This window comes from Embleya sp. NPDC020886 (assembly GCF_044333915.1).
GTDB lineage: Bacteria > Actinomycetota > Actinomycetes > Streptomycetales > Streptomycetaceae > Embleya.
On record NZ_JBIRRX010000016.1, the window covers coordinates 88,217 to 105,198 of the forward strand.

Annotated in this window: 18 protein-coding genes; 10 read left to right on the top strand and 8 right to left on the bottom strand. The window is 73.0% G+C overall.

Annotated features, from left to right (window positions below; all coding sequences use genetic code 11):
* Positions 1-31 precede the first annotated feature (31 nt).
* Both ACH4U8_RS37860 and ACH4U8_RS37865 read right to left on the bottom strand, forming a co-directional pair.
* Positions 32-529, bottom strand: a complete 498-nt coding sequence (locus tag ACH4U8_RS37860) for a DUF3291 domain-containing protein (protein WP_360319153.1) — start codon at positions 527-529, stop codon at positions 32-34.
* A 125-nt stretch (positions 530-654) separates the two neighbouring features.
* A complete protein-coding gene (locus tag ACH4U8_RS37865; protein WP_360319151.1) occupies positions 655-1,407 on the bottom strand; it encodes a helix-turn-helix domain-containing protein in 753 nt (250 codons plus the stop codon).
* Between the two features lie 222 nt (positions 1,408-1,629).
* Between ACH4U8_RS37865 and ACH4U8_RS37870 the strand changes: the two genes are divergently transcribed.
* Complete coding sequence (locus ACH4U8_RS37870; protein WP_395782721.1) at positions 1,630-1,920, top strand: chorismate mutase; 291 nt, start codon at positions 1,630-1,632, stop codon at positions 1,918-1,920.
* A 102-nt stretch (positions 1,921-2,022) separates the two neighbouring features.
* Positions 2,023-2,250: a hypothetical protein gene (locus tag ACH4U8_RS37875; RefSeq protein ID WP_360319147.1), complete on the top strand. Its 228-nt coding sequence runs from the start codon at positions 2,023-2,025 to the stop codon at positions 2,248-2,250.
* A gap of 101 nt (positions 2,251-2,351) precedes the next feature.
* On the opposite strand, the gene ACH4U8_RS37880 is transcribed toward ACH4U8_RS37875, so the two are convergent.
* Positions 2,352-2,795 carry a MerR family transcriptional regulator gene (locus ACH4U8_RS37880; RefSeq protein WP_360319145.1) on the bottom strand — a complete coding sequence of 148 codons (444 nt, stop codon included), beginning with the start codon at positions 2,793-2,795 and terminating at the stop codon, positions 2,352-2,354.
* Positions 2,796-2,915: 120 nt separating this feature from the next.
* Between ACH4U8_RS37880 and ACH4U8_RS37885 the strand changes: the two genes are divergently transcribed.
* Entirely contained in the window at positions 2,916-4,430 is a 1,515-nt protein-coding gene (locus ACH4U8_RS37885; RefSeq protein WP_395782722.1) for an MFS transporter, read from the top strand.
* Here ACH4U8_RS37885 and ACH4U8_RS37890 read toward each other — a convergent pair.
* Complete coding sequence (locus tag ACH4U8_RS37890; RefSeq protein WP_360319141.1) at positions 4,414-5,343, bottom strand: LysR family transcriptional regulator; 930 nt, start codon at positions 5,341-5,343, stop codon at positions 4,414-4,416. The two genes, ACH4U8_RS37885 and ACH4U8_RS37890, sit on opposite strands and share 17 nt — an antisense overlap.
* A gap of 223 nt (positions 5,344-5,566) precedes the next feature.
* Between ACH4U8_RS37890 and ACH4U8_RS37895 the strand changes: the two genes are divergently transcribed.
* Both ACH4U8_RS37895 and snpA read left to right on the top strand, forming a co-directional pair.
* Entirely contained in the window at positions 5,567-6,397 is an 831-nt protein-coding gene (locus ACH4U8_RS37895) for a hypothetical protein (RefSeq protein ID WP_395782723.1), read from the top strand.
* A 180-nt stretch (positions 6,398-6,577) separates the two neighbouring features.
* The gene (gene snpA / locus ACH4U8_RS37900; RefSeq protein ID WP_360319137.1) at positions 6,578-7,258 is read left to right on the top strand and encodes a snapalysin; all 681 of its coding nucleotides are present in this window, start codon (positions 6,578-6,580) and stop codon (positions 7,256-7,258) included.
* 173 nt (positions 7,259-7,431) lie between these two features.
* Here snpA and ACH4U8_RS37905 read toward each other — a convergent pair whose 3' ends face one another.
* From ACH4U8_RS37905 to ACH4U8_RS37920, 4 genes are all read right to left on the bottom strand, one after another.
* On the bottom strand, positions 7,432-9,552 hold the full coding sequence (locus ACH4U8_RS37905; protein ID WP_395782724.1) for a phosphocholine-specific phospholipase C: 2,121 nt from the start codon (positions 9,550-9,552) through the stop codon (positions 7,432-7,434).
* 300 nt (positions 9,553-9,852) lie between these two features.
* Positions 9,853-10,314, bottom strand: a complete 462-nt coding sequence (locus tag ACH4U8_RS37910; protein WP_395782725.1) for a hypothetical protein — start codon at positions 10,312-10,314, stop codon at positions 9,853-9,855.
* 168 nt (positions 10,315-10,482) lie between these two features.
* On the bottom strand, positions 10,483-11,970 hold the full coding sequence (locus ACH4U8_RS37915; protein WP_395782726.1) for a hypothetical protein: 1,488 nt from the start codon (positions 11,968-11,970) through the stop codon (positions 10,483-10,485).
* 224 nt (positions 11,971-12,194) lie between these two features.
* Complete coding sequence (locus ACH4U8_RS37920) at positions 12,195-12,842, bottom strand: TetR/AcrR family transcriptional regulator (RefSeq protein WP_395782727.1); 648 nt, start codon at positions 12,840-12,842, stop codon at positions 12,195-12,197.
* Positions 12,843-12,974: 132 nt separating this feature from the next.
* On the opposite strand from ACH4U8_RS37920, the gene ACH4U8_RS37925 reads away from it, so the two are divergent.
* From ACH4U8_RS37925 to ACH4U8_RS37945, 5 genes are read left to right on the top strand one after another with little or no spacing between them, the layout of a single operon-like run.
* Entirely contained in the window at positions 12,975-13,544 is a 570-nt protein-coding gene (locus ACH4U8_RS37925; RefSeq protein WP_395782728.1) for a 2-oxoacid:acceptor oxidoreductase family protein, read from the top strand.
* Positions 13,541-13,828: a 4Fe-4S dicluster domain-containing protein gene (locus ACH4U8_RS37930; RefSeq protein ID WP_395782729.1), complete on the top strand. Its 288-nt coding sequence runs from the start codon at positions 13,541-13,543 to the stop codon at positions 13,826-13,828. The genes ACH4U8_RS37925 and ACH4U8_RS37930 overlap by 4 nt, the downstream gene beginning before the upstream one ends.
* A complete protein-coding gene (locus ACH4U8_RS37935; protein WP_395782730.1) occupies positions 13,825-15,000 on the top strand; it encodes a hypothetical protein in 1,176 nt (391 codons plus the stop codon). The genes ACH4U8_RS37930 and ACH4U8_RS37935 overlap by 4 nt, the downstream gene beginning before the upstream one ends.
* On the top strand, positions 14,997-15,848 hold the full coding sequence (locus ACH4U8_RS37940; RefSeq protein WP_395782731.1) for a thiamine pyrophosphate-dependent enzyme: 852 nt from the start codon (positions 14,997-14,999) through the stop codon (positions 15,846-15,848). The genes ACH4U8_RS37935 and ACH4U8_RS37940 overlap by 4 nt, the downstream gene beginning before the upstream one ends.
* Complete coding sequence (locus ACH4U8_RS37945) at positions 15,845-16,954, top strand: D-2-hydroxyacid dehydrogenase (RefSeq protein WP_395782732.1); 1,110 nt, start codon at positions 15,845-15,847, stop codon at positions 16,952-16,954. Before ACH4U8_RS37940 ends, ACH4U8_RS37945 begins: the two co-directional genes overlap by 4 nt.
* Positions 16,955-16,982: the final 28 nt, after the last annotated feature.

The following is a 16,982-nucleotide window of genomic DNA, read 5'->3' on the forward strand; positions in this document are numbered from 1 at the left end:
CCGGGCCTGGGCTCGGGCGCGGATCGCTCGGTCAGGCGATGTCGGCCGGCTGCAGGGCCGGTGTCGACGACGGGGCCGGCTCCGGGAAGCGGTTGCGGAAGGTGAAGGCGTACGGGGTCGGGCCGTGTTCGCGCAGATGGTCCAGCCGGGTCCGACCGTCGGCGGAGGTCGGGATGATGCCGGCCGGGAGCCACCACAGGACCTGGGACATCTCGGCGATGTGCGCGAACCAGTCCTGGCGGCGGCGCAGGTATTCCAGGTGGCCGCTGCGGTAGACGAACTCCCAGAGCTGGTCCGGGGTTTCCCAGACCGACATGGTGACGATCGTGTCGGCGTCGTACGGACGGATGTCCGTCGCGTCGCGGGCACCCTCGTCCTCGCCCTTCAGCCGCCAGACGAAGCCGGGCGCGTGGTCCGCGAGTTCGTTCATCGGATCGAGGCCGGCGACGAACTCGGCCATCGTCGGGGTGTCCAGCGGGGCGAGCATGCGGGCGACGTTGAACTGGGCGATGTGGTGGGTCGAAGGCATGGGATCACCTCACCAGGCGCCGAGCTCTATGTCAATGAGAATTGTTTTTAGAGATTCGCGGGCCGCTCCCGGGATTGGCCGGGGGATCCGTCGCGGAACCGTCCGCGACACCCGGTGCGTGCGGATCATCCGGTCGAGCCCTCCTGGTTCGCCCCCGTCGCCCGTTCGACGACCACGCAGCAGCGACCCGGCACGGAGTCCAGCCCGGCCCGGTATCCGGACGCGCCCAGACCGTCCAGGAGCCCTTCGAGGAGGGCCAGATTCATGCCGCACACCAGCGGCGGGAAATCCTCGGCCAGTTGGTGGAAGGGACAGTTCCGGAGCAGGATCCGGGAGGCGCCGTGCGGCTCGTCGGCCGCCGCCGGGACCGGTTCGTATCCGCGTGCCGTCAGCGCGGCGACCACCCGATCGTGCTCGTCGGCGCCCTCCGCCGGCGGCCCGCCGAGCGTGCGCCCGGCGACCAGTCCGGTGTCGTAGGCGGCCCCGCGCACCGCCCGATCCGCACCCGCCCGCTCGACCGCGTCCGCGAGGATCTGCCCGGCCGTGTCGTAGGCCCGCGGCGGCAGGCTCACGCTGGTCTCGACGGCGCTGCGCCGGTACAACTTCGCCGGTCGACCGGCACCCGGGCCGCTGCGACCCGCCGGCCGCGCGAATTCGGTACTCAGCAGCCGTGCCTCGACCAGTTTGTCCAAGTGAAACGCGGCGAGCGTGCGCTGGATCCCGACCGCGTCGGCCGCCGCCGCTCGTCCGACGGGCCCCTGGGCCGCGGCGACGTGGCGGTACAGCGCCCGGCGTACCGGGTCGGCGAGCACCGCGACCGCGTCGAGTGCGTCGTCGCCGGGCGGGGGAGGCGGGGGCGGGGAGGTCAGGTCGGACACAACCGGAGTGTAGGCGAGTCGGCGCCACCGACCCCGGGACGGTCGGGCGCGCCGCGACGGCACGGGCGGGATCGGGCAGGTGCTTCGGGGCGGGCGTCCGGTGGCGCACTTCCCACGGGAACCCGCGTCGTGGCGCCGGGCGAGCCGGAGCGGCCGTCGTCTCGGCCGCGCGGGTCCGGGGCCGTGCCGGGAGTGCGTCGGGCCTGCTGCGATGATGCGGGCATGTCCGATCCCGAGAACCTCGCCGACGTGCGGGCCCGCATCGACGCGCTCGACCTGGAGCTGACCCGGCTGCTCGCGCGACGCCAGGAGCTGGTGCGCGCGGCAGCCGACTTCAAGGCCGACGAGGCGGCGGTACGAGCCCCCGACCGGGTGGAACAGGTGGTGGCCGCCGCCCGGGAACGGGCGACGGTCGAGGGCCTGGCCCCGGAGGTGGCCGAGGCCGTCTGGCGCGCGATGATCGCCGCCTTCATCGAGTTCGAACTGGCCCGACACCGGGACTCGACCCGCTGATCCAGGTGAACGCGCGGTGGCATCGCGACGAGTGGGGCCGGCGCCCGGGAACCGGCCGGCGACGAGGCGGTGGTGTCGGTGGGGCGCGGTAGCGTCCGGCGGATGAGTATCGAATCAACCCGTGCCGGTGGGGCCGAGGTCCGCGTCAACCTGTCTCCCGAAGCGGTGGAACGTGTGCGCGCGCTGATCGGGCTCGGGCTCGCCGCGTCCATCGAGGACTACGTGGCCGACTCCGTCCGCAACCGCCTCGCCGGCTTCCAGGACCTCGCCGCCGGCACCGTCCGCCGCCCCGACGGCGACCCGAGGGAATGGGTGCTGCCCGGGCGGTAGTCCGCGCTCCCTCCCACCGCGCGGGAAGGCGTTCGCGGGTCGGGCTCCCGCGCGCCGTCGCGCGCGGAGGGCGCCGCCCGCGCACCCGGGTGCGCCCGGGTTCACGAGCTCGGCGGTGCGCCGGTCGTGGGTCCTGCCGTCGAGTCCTTCGGGGCGGGCACCACGACCTCCTTGCGGAACTGGAGGCAGTCGGCGGCCGGATTGTCGCGGGTGCATTCGAGCATGTAGTGCAGGTAGCCGCGGGCGGTGTCGAGTCGCTGCATCTGCGCGTCGAGGGCGGCGATCCTGGAGGTGACGGTGTCCCGCCAGGTGTGGGTCGCGGTGCGGCCGGCCAGGACGGCGGCGATCTCGTCCAACGACATCAACCCGGTGTCGCGCCACAGCCGGATCAGCGCGATCCGGTAGAGCTGCTCGGCGTCGTAGTACCGCCGGCCCGCGAGCCGGTGCGGCGTGACCAGCCCGCGGCGCTCCCAGTAGTGCAGCGTCGAGATCGGCAGGTCGAAGCGGTCGGCGACGTTGCCCACCGGTACCAAGGTGTCGCTCATCGGTTCAGTTGACCTCAACCCGGGTTGAGAAGGCAAGGTCGTTCCCACGCGATCCGGCCCCGAGCGCGAAGGTCCGCATCGGCGGCGCGCCGGTCGATCACGCACGCCTGGGGAGGATCGATGAAAGCCGACGTCACACCCTCGATCGAGCAGCGGACCGAGCGACGGCGCGAGCGCCTGGTGCTGGTCCTGGCCTGTGCGGGCACGTTCGTGGTGGTCCTGGACGCGACCATCGTGTCGGTGGCGCTGCCCGACATCCGGGTCGACCTCGGCTACTCCGCCGCCGCGCTGCCGTGGGTGGTCAACGCCTACACGCTCGCCTTCGCCGGGTTCCTGCTCCTGGGCGGGCGGTGTTGTGATGTGTACGGGCTGCGCCGGATCCTGTGCCTCGGCATGGCGTTCTTCACCGCCGCCGGCCTGTTCTGCGGCCTGGCCGTATCGCCCGCGATGTTGTCGGCGGCCCGGGCGGCACAGGGGTTGGGGGCGGCGTTCCTGATGCCCGCCACGCTGGCCGCTTTGACCGCCACCTTTCCCGAAGGGCCGCGTCGTGCCCGGGTGTTGGGCACCTGGAGTGCGGTCGGCGGGATCGCCGCCACGGCCGGGCCGGTGCTCGGCGGGGTGTTGACCCAGTGGCTGGGCTGGCGGTGGGTGTTCCTGGTGAACGTGCCGTTGGGCATCGCCGCCGTGCTCGTCACGCCGGGCGTGCTCGCGCCGAGTGCGGGCGGTACCGGCGGGCGCCGACGGCTCGACGTGGTCGGCGCGGCGCTGGTCACCGCCGGGTCGGCGGCGGTGGTGTTCGCGGTGATGCGCTCCGAAAGCGCGGCGTGGGCGAGCCCGTCGGTGTGGCCGGTGCTGACCGGCGGGCTGCTCGTGCTCGGCCTGTTCGTGGTGCATCAGGGACGCTGGGCCGCGGACGCGCTGCTGCCGCCGGGACTGTTCCGGCTCCGGTCGGTGCGCAGCGCGAACGCGGTGATGTTCCTGCTGACCCTGGGGTTCGTCGCGACGCTGATCCTCCTGTCGTTCGATCTGCAGTACGTACACGGCTACGCGCCGCTGCGGGCCGGGGCCGGCTTCCTGCCGATCGGCCTCGGCATGATGATCGGGGCCCGTACCGCCGGGCCGCTCAGCCTTCGGCTCGGCCCGCGAGGGGCCGTCGCGCTGTATTGCGCGCTGGGCGCCTTGGGGTTGGCCGGGTTGGCGGCGGGCGCGACCACCGGCCCGGACGGTCCGTATTGGTCGACCATCGCGATTCCCGGAGCGCTGTTCGGGATCGGGACGGCGGCGGCCTTCACGCCGATCACGCTGGCCGCCACGGCCGGGGTCCCGCCCGCCCGAGGCGGCGTGGCGGCCGGGCTGCTCAACACCGTTCGGCAGGTCGGCGGCGCCGTGGGCCTGGCGGTGCTGAGCACGGTGGCGGCCTCGACGACGGCCGCGCGCGCCGGCGATCGTGCACCGACACCGGCCGCGCTCGCCGACGGGTACGCCGCGGCGTTCGCCGTGGCCGCGGGGTGCGTGGCCGGCGCGGCGGTGTTGGCGCTGGTCGCGATGCCGCGAGCGGTGGCGGGCTCGGCGAGCCGAAGGGGCTCGGCGAGCCCGGAGCAGGAGGGCAGAGGGAGGGTCAGGGCCGGGGGGTAGCGCTCGCCCGGCCCTTGCCCGGCTCGGCCGAGGCCGCGAGCGTGTCGGTGGCGGCGCGGGTGAAGGCTTGGGCGAGGGGCGAGTAGGCGGCCGTGCGCCAGACCAGGCCCCACGCCAGGGTGGGCGCGTCGTCGATGGGGATGTAGGCGATGTCGCCGCGCGGGAAGTACTTGACCGCGTGCAGGGGCACCGGCGAGATGGCCAGCCCGGCCGCGATCGCGGTCAGCGTCTCCTGGGCCGTCGTGCTGGCGGGGCCGCGCGGGATCGGCCTGCCACTGGGCGTCTGGCTCGGATTGATCGCCTCGGCCCAGTACGCCGGGACCGAGTCGTCGATCCGGAACACCGGCCCGATCGCCAGGTCTTCGAGCGAGACGGAGGTACGCCCGGCGAACTCGTGCCGGGCCGACACCGCGAGCACCAGCGGTTCGGTCAGCACGATCGGACCCACCGTCAGATCGGGCTCCTCGACCGGCAGCCAGACCAGTTGCAGATCGACCTCACCGCTGCGCAGCAGCCCGAACGGGTCACCGAGGTGCGCCTCGCGGATGCGCAGCTCGCAATCGGGATGCCGGGTCCGGAAGGTGTCCAGGACGTCGGGGATCTCGGCCAGTGTCGCGTCCATGGTGCCCAGCCGCAGCGTCCCGGACAGGCCGCGCGCCGCCGCCGCGGCCCGCTCGATCCCGTCCTGGATGCGCTGATAGCCCACCGCGAGGTCGTCGCGCAGTTGCCGGCCGATCGGGGTCAGCGCCACGCGTCGGCTGGTCCGCTCGAACAGGGGGGCGCCGATGCGGCGTTCCTGCTGTTTGATCGCCTGACTGACCCGGGCGGAGGAGACCAGCAACCGCTCGGCGGTGCGGCCGAAGTGCAACTCCTCCGCCAGCACCAGGAAGATCTCGATGTCCCGCAGCTCCATACGCCCCCGCCGTTCGTCGCTGTGCCCAGTCACGCCGTGCGGCGCCCTGCGGTGCCCGGTGGGATCGGCCGATCGCAGCCGGTCTCGATTCCCGGTTCCCTCTCGTCATCGGTAACCCCTGGGTTAACCGGGGTTGCGAGCATCGTCGTTGCTCGGGCGCCGCCCCGGCACGATCGTAGAGATACGCCGAGCGGAACGCTCGAACAGGGAATCGGGGATCACCATGGCCAAGACCGCGCTCGTCACCGGCGCGACCGGCGCGCTGGGCCTCGCGCTGGTGCGCGGGCTGTGCCGCTGCCTCGGCGACGACGGCGTGGTCTACCTGACGTCCCCGGACCCGGAACGCGGGCGGGCCGCCGTCGCCCGGCTGCGCGCCGAGGGGTTCGCGCCCAGGTCGGCGACCCTGGCACCCGACGATCCGGCCGGCGTCGGCACGCTCGCCGACACCCTCGGCGCCCGACACGGTGGCGTGGACGTGGTGATCGCCGGCGCCGCCGCCCGGATCGCCTTCGGGGTACGCAACCAGGACCAGGTCGGGTCCTACGTACGGACCGACAACCACGACACCCACCGGCTGATCGAGGCGTTCCGGCCGCTGCTGCGCGACGGGGCCCGATTCGTACTCCTGGCGGGCGACTTCGGCGAACTGCGGCATCTGCCGTACCGGCTGCGCGCGCGTTTCGACGTGGAGCGGGCGAGCCTGGCCGACCTGGCCGAGGTGATGGACGACTACGTGCGCGCCGTCGAGGAGGGGCGGGCGGCGGCCGAAGGCTGGCCGGCGTGGATCGGCGTCCCGTCGATGATCGGCCGGGTCGCCGCGATGCGGATCCTGGCCCGAGAGCTGACCGAGGACGCCTCCCGGCGCGACATCCTCGTCAACGCCGCGAGCGTGTGCCGCGCGGATCCGGCCGAACCGATGGAGCCCGCCGAGCGGGACGCGGCGGTCGAGCGCGCCGCCGACGACGTGCTGTGGCTGGCCACACTGCCCGCCGACACCGCCGAGCCGTACGGGCAACTCGTCCGCGCCCGCGCGGTGTTGCCGCTCCGGGCGTGAGCGCGCCCCCGGGGGTCGGCACGAGGGGTCAGGGCCCCGGATCGGATCGTGCTATCACCGGCTGGCATCATCCGCGCCGCTTGCCGGCGGGGACACACTCGGCCTGACCGGAGTCCCCCCGGAGTGTGCCCGGTGTCCCACCGGCGACCGGGGATCCACCGGCACGAATGGAGTCTCCCCATGAATCGTCGCAAGACGGTGTTCTCGGCGGTGCCGGCCCTCGGCCTGGTCGCCGCCCTGATGGCGGTGCCCGCCGCCGCTGCTCCGTCCCAGGCCGCCCCCCATGCCGCCCCCCGGCACCATGCGACCTCGACCTACGCGGGCTCGCCCGCCCAAGAGGCCGCGAACAAGGCGTTCTTCGCCGCGGTGATGAAGTCCGTGCAGGCCAAGCAGGCCACCCACCCCGGCCTGCAGACCGTCACCATCACCTACGACGCCAGTCAGGCGCCGTCCTTCGCGTCCGAGATAGCGCAGAGCGCCCAGATCTGGAACGACTCGGTGGGCAACGTGCAATTGAGCGAGAGCAGCGGGAACGCCGACTTCGCCTACTACGAGGGCGACGACCCGCAGGGCTCGTACGCCGACACGGACGGACACGGCCAGGGATACATCTTCCTGGACTACGCCCAGAACCAGGAGTACTACTCGGTCCGCGTCACCGCGCACGAGACCGGCCACGTGCTCGGCCTGCCGGACGACTACTCCGGTCCGTGCAGCGAGTTGATGTCCGGCGGCGGCCCGGGCCCGTCCTGTACCAACCCGAATCCGGACGCCCAGGAACGCAGCACCGTCGAGTACCTGTGGCAGAACGGCCTGGCCGGCGTCACCGACCGGGCACCGATCTTCAGGACGATCCGCTGACCCGAAACACCGATCCGAAGGCACGGCAGCCCCCGGCCCCGCCGACCACGAACCGCTCGTGGCCGGCGGGGCCGCCGCCTTCGCCCGCCGGCGGCGTGCGGGAACGCACGTCCCGGCGTGGGGAAGTCGCCGGGACGTGCGCGCTGGTGCGGGGCCCCGCCGCGACCCGTCGGTCAGCCGCTGACGCTCTCCCGGCCGTTTTCGATGTGGCCGGCCAGGCGTCGGGTGAAGCCGTCGGAGCCCTCGATCGTCACCGTGACGTCGTACCAGCCGTCGGCCGAACCCGTCGACCAGTGCACCGTACGGTCCCGACCCGGCTTCAGGGTGATCGTACGCTCACGGTCGGAGCAGCCCTGACCGTAGGCGTTCGGGGTGAGCTTGAAGGTCACCGACTGGCGGCCGTGGTTGGCCAGTTCCAGATCCAGCACCCGGCCCGTGCCCCGGATCCGCGAGGTGACCTCGACGCCCGCCGTCGCGGTGGCGCCGGCGAACTCGCGGCGGAAGCCGTTCGGGCCCACCAGCGTCAGGTCGTAGCGGTCGCCCTTGAGCGCGATCGTCTCCGAGCGCCGCCCGCGCACGTCGTAGTGCTTGGGCTTGGGCAGGTCGCCCGTGTACGGGAACAACTGGAGGTGCACGCTGGACTGCCCGCCGTTGGCGAGGTCGAGCGTCAGCGTGCGCTTCCCCGCGTCCAGCCGGGCGGACGCGTCCGGCTGGTACGGCAGCGGGCGAGCCGGGCGGCGACCGCGCTCGGGCTCGGGCAACTTCTGGTCGGCGGGCGGCGTGGGCCGCCAGCGCGAGGTGAACGCCGGGGCCGGGGCCGGGCGCGGCGGTACGTGCGAGCGGCGGGCCCGATCGAAGTCGAAGACGCCGGTCAGGTCACCGGAGACGGTCCGTCGCCACTCGCTGATGTCCGGCGCGCGCACCCCCGTCCAGGTCTCCAGGAACCGGGTGACCGAGGTGTGGTCGAAGACCTCCGAGGAGACGTAGCCGCCCACGGTCCACGGCGACACCACCATCATCGGCACGCGGGCGCCGAACCCGATCGGCAGGCCGTTGTAGTACTCGTCCTGGACCCCTTCCGGCGGGCACGGCGCCGGCACGTGGTCGAAGAAGCCGTCGTTCTCGTCGAACGTCAGCAGGACGACGGTCGAGTCCCAGATCTCCCGGTTCGAGGCGATCGCGTCGAGCACCTGGTAGGTGAGTGTCGCGCTGGCGGCGGGCGAGGACGCGCCCGGGTGCTCGGAGTCGGCCGCCGAGGGCACCAGGTAGGACACCTCGGGCAGGGTGCCCGCCGCGATGTCGGCGCGCAGCGAGTCGGCCAGCGAGTGCGGCCGACCGCGACGCAGACCCCGCTCGTACAGCTCCCGGTCGGCGGCCGGCAGCGCGGCGACGCCCTGCTCCAGCTTGGCCAGCAGCGGTTCCTGCTCGGCGGCCGGCAGCTTGCGGAGCTTGCCGTAGAACTTGTCCAGGCTCTTGAAGTCGCCGGCGGCGGCCAGCGCCTTGCGGGCGACCTGCTTGAAGGAGACGTAGAACTCCAGGTTGTTGTCCTGGTAGTTGTCCCACTCCTGGTAGACCTTCCAGGACCGACCCGCACGCTGGAGCTGCTCGGCGTAGGTGGTCCAGGCGTAGCCCGCGTGGGTGTCCTCGGAGTAGGCGGCGTTGTCGATCGCGCGCCGGGTGCTGCTGCCGGGCTCGTAGCCGGTGTAGCCGCTGACCAGGTAGTTGCGGTTGGGCGACGTCGAGGACGGCAGCGCGCAGTGGTACGCGTCGCAGATCGTGAACGTGTCCGCCAGCTCGTAGTGGAACGGCAGGTCGGTGCGGTCGTAGTAGGCCATCGTGGCGGGCGTCTTGGCGCCGATCCAGCCGTCGTTCCAGCCGTCGTTCCACGCCTTGTGGCCGCCGTCCCAGCCATGGTCGAGGTCGCCGATGTACTGGAGGTCCTTGGACGCCTCCTGGGCCGCCTTGCGCACCGAGAACGGCAACACGCGACCGGCGGGGCCGCCCGGCTGCTCGAACACGGTGTGCCCGTCCCGCAGCCGGATCGCGTTGTGGTCGCCGAAGCCCCGGACGCCGCGCAGCATGCCGTAGTAGTGGTCGAACGACCGGTTTTCCTGGACGAGCACGACCACGTGCTTGATCGCCTTCAACCCGCCGCGTCGGGGCGGGGAGGCGAGGGCCTGCTGCACGGACGGCGGCAGGAGCGAGCCGGCGACGGCGAGTCCCGCGCCGCCCGCGCCGAGCTGGAACAGGCGGCGGCGGGACACGCCGGAGGGAGGCTGGGGGGAGGCCGACACGAAGTGCCCTTTCGGATGTGTCCGTGCGAGGGGTTCGCACGGAGGTGGTGCTACGGGTGTGCCGAGCCGCTCGCACGCGCCGCGGTGGGTCGGGCGTGCGGCGGTGTTCCAAAGTGCGGAAGGTTCGGACGAACGCAGTTCATCGCTCCGCCGTCGACCGGGGAGCGGATCACGGGTGACGGGCAGGCAAACTTCCGCCACCGCGCGGGGCACGGTCGCGCTGCGTACCCGGGTCGTCCGGGTGCGACGCGGCCGGGCCCGGTCTGCCGGCCTCGATCGGCACCGCGGGCGGGAACGTGTCTACGGTCCGGAGCCGATCGCGTGCAGCGCGGCCCGCACCAGGGGGACATCGACCGTGGGGACGGCGAGTTCCCAGTGGCGATCGGCGCCCTGCACGGCCACCAGGCGAAACCGGAGCCTGTCGATCGTGTGACTTCCCGGGCCGTCGACCGGTCGCACCCCGTGCACGTGGAACGGAGCGGCCAGGACGACGCCTTCGCCGGGTCGGCGGAGGGCTCGAAACCGCAGCCACACCGCCGGTGCGGGCGCGGCGGGATCGAGAATCGGCATGCCTTGCCGAAAGCGGCCGTCGTCGCGACTGAACGCGGCGACGGCGCGTGCCTCTCCGGCGTTCCAGGCGGCGAGGTCCGCCTCGGCGCGGGCCGAGGTGTCTCCGGTGAGCAGTTCGAGCATTCGCTTCGGATTTCGGATCAGCTCCGAAAACGTCTGCGTGCCCGCCGCCCGACACACGTGTCGTTCCATCGCTGCCCCCCGGCGCCGGAACCCGATAGGGCACGGACGGTACCTCGCGGCCACGGCGGGATGTCCGGAATTCGGCGGATGCCGGTGCGGCCCGCGTCGGTCACAGCGAACGACGAGGCCACAGCCGGTGGGCCGGGACCTCGTCGGTCGAGGAGCGGGGGGGTGGGGCTAGGCCGGCGCCGCATCCGGAGTGGCGGCGGCTGCGGCCTTGGCCGCTGCCTGGAGGGTCTGTACGGGGGTGTTCGTGCGCAGGGCTTCGACGTAGATCAGTGCGTCCGGGGCGATTCGGGCGCGCAACTCGCCTTCCTCGATCCGGGCCTCGGTCAGCCAGCCGTCCGTGACGAGGGTCTCGGCGGCGGTCGTCACCCGGTCGGCCGCGGTCGCGGTGAGGTCGGTGAGGAAGGCGACCTCCACCCGGGCCTCGCCGTTCGCGTCCGAGTGGGAGGTGATGCCGAGTGCGGCCAGCCGTACGTGCGCGGGTTGCTTGCGCAGCTTCTTGTGCGAGATCAGCCGGGCCACCCAACCCGAGGACCGGGTCCTGGGCAGCTTGCCCAGGGCGAAGCCCTCGGCGCCGGGGACACCGCACCCGACCGGGTCCTCCTCGGTCGCCAGCAGGTCCTCGACATCGACGGTGAGCCAGCCGGACGCGGTCAGCTCGCCGACCGCGAGTTCGGCCTCCTTGCCGCACACGCCGCGCAGGTCCGGCCCGGTCAGGTTGGCCACGCCGGAACCCACCCCGCGCAACAGGCAGACCAGCGCGAGCAGTCGGGCGACCGGCGCGGTGCCGGGGGCGGTCCGGCCGATGTAGGTGAGCGCGCCGCGCACCGGCTCGCCGAGGCCGCTCACCGCCCAGTGCCCACCGGGCTCCGCGTCCGGACGGGCGCTTTCCCACGGGATGCCGCGCTGCTGGGCCAACTGCTGGAGGGTGGTCTCGTACGCCCGGCGGGCCCGGTCGGCCTCGGCCCGGACCAGGCCGGTGCCCAGCGGATAGGGCGCGTCGGCCCACAGGGTGAGTGCGGCCGCCTTGCGTTTGGTCAACTCCGCGACGACGGTCAGGTCGGCGACCCCGCCCGCCTGGTGCGCGCGGAACCCCTCGACGATCGCGGTGAGTTCGGTGAGCAGCGGCTCCGGCAGGCCGGGTGGCACGGTGAGCACGCCGAAGCGCTTGAGGCCGGCCTGCTCGCCGCCCTTGGGCAGCTTGGGCTCGCGCGGCCGGCGGGCCTCCTTCGACGACCCCGGCTCGGGCGCGGTGCGCGCGCTGCGGGTCGGCGAGGCGGCGGCCGGCGCGGCGACCGGTGCGGTCGGCTCGCGCAGCTCGGGCAACAGCGGCGAGGCGGGGCGCGGCAGCGCGGGTGCGGGCTCCGCGGTGTCCCGGCCGGCCACGGACACCTGGATGGGCCCGTCCAGGCCGACCACGCCCAGGGGCGGGGACAGGGCCAACAGGCCGCTGTCGACCAGGTCGCCGGCGATGCTCATCGCGCTGCGCGAGCCGATCGTGCGGCCGTTGGGGCCGGCCAGCCCGGCGACCTCGCGGATGGTGATGCTCTGCCCCGCCGCGGCCGCCGCGGCGAACAGTGCGAACACCCGCAACTCCACCGGGGCCATGCGGTTCACATCCATCGAGCCGACCCGGGCGGCACGCGTCTTCAGAGGCATGTCCCCCTGTCTACCGCACCGGGCCCGGCCCCGAAGCCCCATTCGGCCCCAACACCCGAAAGGACTAACGAACACGACGTTAACGATCCGGAAATCGGATCGATTACGTTCGTTCCGGGGGTTGTTGTGGCGAATCCCCGCCGAAACCCCGCGCCGCGCCCCGGTGTTCCGTCGCCTCGCCGAGTTCCGGTACGTCCGCCACCGACCCGACGCACGCACCGGATTCACCCGCCCGCCAGACCCACCCCCGCCAACGCGAACCGCACCGTGTGCGCCGTGTCGTCCGGCGTCACCGCCGTGCCGGCGCGCAGGTGGTCGTGCAGCGTGGCCAGGGTCAGCCGGTAGACCGCGAGCGCGTCCGCCGCCGGCTCCCGGGTCGGCGCCGCGGCCAGAACCTCGCGCAGCGGGCGGACCATCGCCTCCACCGAGTCGCGTTGTTCGGCGGGAAACAGGTCGGCCAGCCGGTCCTGGTGCGCGACGAACGGGCGGGTACGCGCGGCGGCGACCGGATCGCCGGCCTGCGCGAGGACCCCCTCGATCCAGGCCGCGACCTTGCCCGAGGCGTCGGGGGCGGCCGACATCCGGCGGTCCAGGTAGTCGGCCATCCGCCGCCGGCCGTCGTCGAGCAACGCGACGAGCAATTCGTCCTTGGATCGGAAGTGCCGGTAGAACGCCTGATTCGACAACCCGGACTCGCGCATGATGTCGCGCATCGTCGGATCCAGGCTGCCGGTGCGCTCGACCACCCGGTAGGTCGCGTCGACCAGCCGCCGGACCTCCTCCTCGTACACCGCCCAGCGCGCCGCCAGCGGCCGGCGGACCGCATTGCCCATCAGACCGGCGGAGTTCGCCGCCGCTTCGATCCCGTCCACCGGCGATCCCCACCTTCGATCCCGCGCCGCTCTTGTTTGTCGGAACGCCGCATCCTACTATCCGGAACAACGTTCTGGGCCATCCGTACCTGCACTGTTCCGAGCCGCCCGGCCGGTCGCGAAGGGGTCTCCATGCAGCGTGAGGTTCTACTGACCGGGATCGGCGGCCAGGGCATCCAACTCGCCACCGCGCTGTTGGCCGCCGCCGCGGTGGCCGAGGGCCGGCACGCGATGTACTTCGGGTCGTACGGCGGCATGATGCGCGGCGGCAACTCGGACACCACGCTGGTCCTGGGCGACGACCCGATCGAGAGCCCGCCGACGATCGGCTCGGCCTGGTCCGCCCTGGTCCTGCACCCCGCACACGCGAGCGGCGTGTACTCGCGGCTGCACGACGACGGCCTGCTCGTGCTCAACACGAGCCTGTGCGATCCGGTCGACACGCCCACCGTCGGCCGACTGGTCCCGGTCCCGGCCTCGGAGTTGGCCGCGAGCAGCGGCAACACCTCGGCGGTGACGATGATCGCGCTCGGCGCGTACGCTGCGGCCACCGCGGTGGTCGGCCTGGACACGCTGCTGGCCGAGGCCGACCGGGTGTTGCCGCCGTACCGGAGGCAGCACGTCGAAGGCATCCGCGGCGCGCTGCGCACGGGCCACGCGCACGCCGGACCGGCGCTGCGGGCCTGGCCGGTGCACGCATGACCGCGCGCGGGTCGACCCCGGGGCCCGAGGAGCCGGTGCTCAGCAAGGGCACCCTCGTCATCGACGTCGACGCCTGCAAGGGCTGCGACCTGTGCATCGACGCGTGCCCTGCGGGCGTGTTGCGGATGACCGTCGAGGACGTCAACGACCGCGGCTACCGCTATCCGCAACTGCTGCCGGGGTGCATCGCCTGCAAGGCGTGTTCGGCGATCTGCCCCGACTTCGTCTTCCAGGTCTATCGCTACGACGAACCCCGCGACGAAACCGGAGGCACCCGCGGATGAATCCGACCGGTTCTCGGCCACCCGTACTGCCCGGCTCGGCCGCCATCGGCGAGGCGATGATCGCGGCCGGTTGCCGGTTCTTCGCCGGCTATCCGATGACGCCGTTCACCGAGGTGCTCGAACACATGGCCGCCCGGCTGCCCGAGGTCGGCGGGGTCTGCGTCAACGCGGAGAGCGAGTTGGAGGCGGTCGGGATGGCGTGGGGCGCCGCCGCCACCGGCACACCGGCCGCGACCGGGTCGACCGGGCAGGGCCTGTCGCTGATGCAGGAGTCGCTGGCCGAGATCGTGTACGCGCGGTTGCCGCTCGTGGTGCTGAACATGGCCCGCGCGCAGGGCGACTACTTCCAGGCCACGCGCGGTGGCGGGCACGGCGACTACCGGCACCTGGTGCTCGCGCCGTGCGATGTGCGCGAGGCGGTCGAGTTGACCCAATACGCCTTCCACCTGGCCGAGTTCCGGCGCAGCCCGGTATTGGTGATGGGCGACTACTACCTGGCCCACACGCACGTCTCGGTCGACGTCCGGCCGCGCGACTTCGGCCCGCTGCCCCCGCGGGACTGGGCCCTGGACGGCTCGACCGGCGGTACCGGCGCGGCCAGGCTCGTCTCGCCGCTGTCCGACCGCAAGCAGCGGCACGCCGGCGATCGCAGCGACGCCGGCTACGACCTGGCCGAGTTCTACACCCGGCACGGCGCCGCGATGGAGCGCATGGTCGCCGAGACCGAACCCCGCGCGGAGACCGGCTTCCTGGCCGATGCCGAGGTGGTGGTGGTCGCGTACGGAACGCCGGCGCTGTACGTGCGCCAGGCCGTCCGCGACCTGCGGGCGCTGGGCCTGCGGGTCGGCTACGTACGGCCGATCACGCTGGTGCCGTTCCCGAGCGAGATCGTGCGCGCCGCGGCGACGGGCGCGCGGGTGGTGGCCGTGTACGAGAACAGCGGAGGACAGATGGTGGACGACGTACGCCTGGCCGTGCTCGGCGCGGCGCCGGTGCGCTTCATCGGCCGACTCAGCCTGGATCCGTCCGGCTTCGGCATCGCGCCCGATCTCGACGTCGGCGCGATGCGGCGCCGGATCGAGGCCGCGTTCGGTCCGGTCGACGAGGGATCGACGGGCGCTCCGGCGGCCGGGGCCGGTCCGGTCGGCGAAACCCGGCGGGATCCGCGATGAGCGCCGGAACGCCGGCGGCGAGCCCGTCCGGCCCGCAGCCCGCCGGGCGCCGCGAGTTGCCCGTCCTGACCACCACGGCCGCCGCGCCCACCTGCGGTGCCCGGCTCGTGCACGACTTCACCCCCGACCTGATCGACGTCGGGGCGCACCACCTGTGTCCGGGCTGCGGCGAACCGATCGCGATGCGCTCGATGGTCGAGCAGGTGCAGGAGGTCGACCGGGTCACCAAGGCGATCGCGGTGTTCGGGATCGGCTGCTACACGGCCTACTCCAACAACCTCGACATCGAGGTGCTCCAAGCCCTGCACGGCCGGGCCCCGTCCCTGGCGACCGGCGTCAAACGTTGCCGGCCGGACACCCTCGTGTTCACCGTGCAGGGCGACGGAGACATGGTCGACGAGGGCCTCCAGGAGGTGCTGCACACGGCGGCACGCGGCGAGAACGTCACCTGCTTCATGCTCAACAACGGCGTGTTCGGCGAGACCGGTGGGCACATGACCGCCACGACCGTGCTGGGACAGCGCACGAAGAACACCCTCGGCGGGCGCGATGCGGCCCAACACGGCTATCCGATCCGGCTCGCCGACCTGATCGCCGGGCTCGACGGCGCCGCGTACGTCGCCCGCGGCGCGGTCGACGACATCGTCAACATCACCCGGACCGCCCGGATGATCAAGAACGCGTTCCGCACCCAACTGCGCGGCGACGGATTCTCGTTCGTGGAGATCCTGACCATGTGCCCGACCGGCTGGTTCGTCGACACCGCCGCCGCGCCGGACTATCTGGCGAACACCCACGCCGCCACCCACACCCTCGGCGTACTGAAGGACCGGAGGACCACCGCGTGATCGACGCGTCCGAAAGCCGCAGGCCGGCCCCCGACGCCCCCGAGGCGGCGCCCATCGTCGTCGGCATCATGTACCCGGCCGGGTGGGACATCCGTCCCGCGCACGAGCTCGCGGCCGACCTGGACGCGGTGCGGGCCCTCGATCCCCGGCTGGAGATCGTGGACTGCCGCTACGTCGAGCCCGAGGGGCTGCGCACCGCACGCGGCCGGCCGGGCGCGGCGGACCGGCCGGAACTGCGCGACTTGGCACCGGTGTTGACCGCCGAGCAGCGCGACCTGCTGGCCCGGGCCGAGATCGTCCTGGTGGCCGATCTGCCGTTCGACGTGGCGGATTTGGCGCCGAGGTTGCGCTGGGTCCAGAGTTGTGCGGCGGGCAACGGGCAACTGCTCTCGGCCGGGCTGCCGAGCGAGCGCATCCGGCTGACCACGGCGGCGGGCGTGAACGGCGCGCCGATCGCCGAGTTCGTCTTCGCCCGGCTGCTCGCCTTCGTCAAGCGGCATCGCGACCTGGACGCGCTCCAGCGCGCGCGGCGCTGGCAGCCGACCTTCGGCGGGTCGATCCAAGGCGGCACGTTGGGGCTGATCGGCGTCGGCGGGATCGGTTCGCAACTGGCGCGCCGGGCCAAGGCGTTCGGGATGACGGTGCATGCGACCCGGCGGCGGGTGCAGGTGCCCGCCGAGCACGTCGACCGGCTCTTCCACCCGGACGACCTGCACGAGATGTTGGCCGGTTGCGACGCGGTGGTGTCGGCGGCGCCGGAGACCGCGGACACGGTCGGCACGATGGACGCCGCCGCGTTCGCCGCGATGCGCGAGGGCGCGTTCTACTGCAATGTCGGGCGCGGCTCGTTCGTCGTCGAGCCGGACCTGATCGCGGCGCTGCGGGCCGGCCGACTGGGCGGCGCGGCGCTGGACGTGGTCGCGACCGAACCGCTGCCGGCCGACGACCCGCTGTGGGATGCGCCGAACCTGTACCTGTCCGCGCACTGCTCCAGCGCGGCCCTCGAACACTTCACCGAGGTCTTTCGGCTCTTTCGGGACAACCTGGCCCGGTATCTCGCGGGCGAGGAACTGCGCAACCGGGTGGACGCGCAGGCGGGGTGCTGAACCCGACCCATTCACTCACCTTCACCGG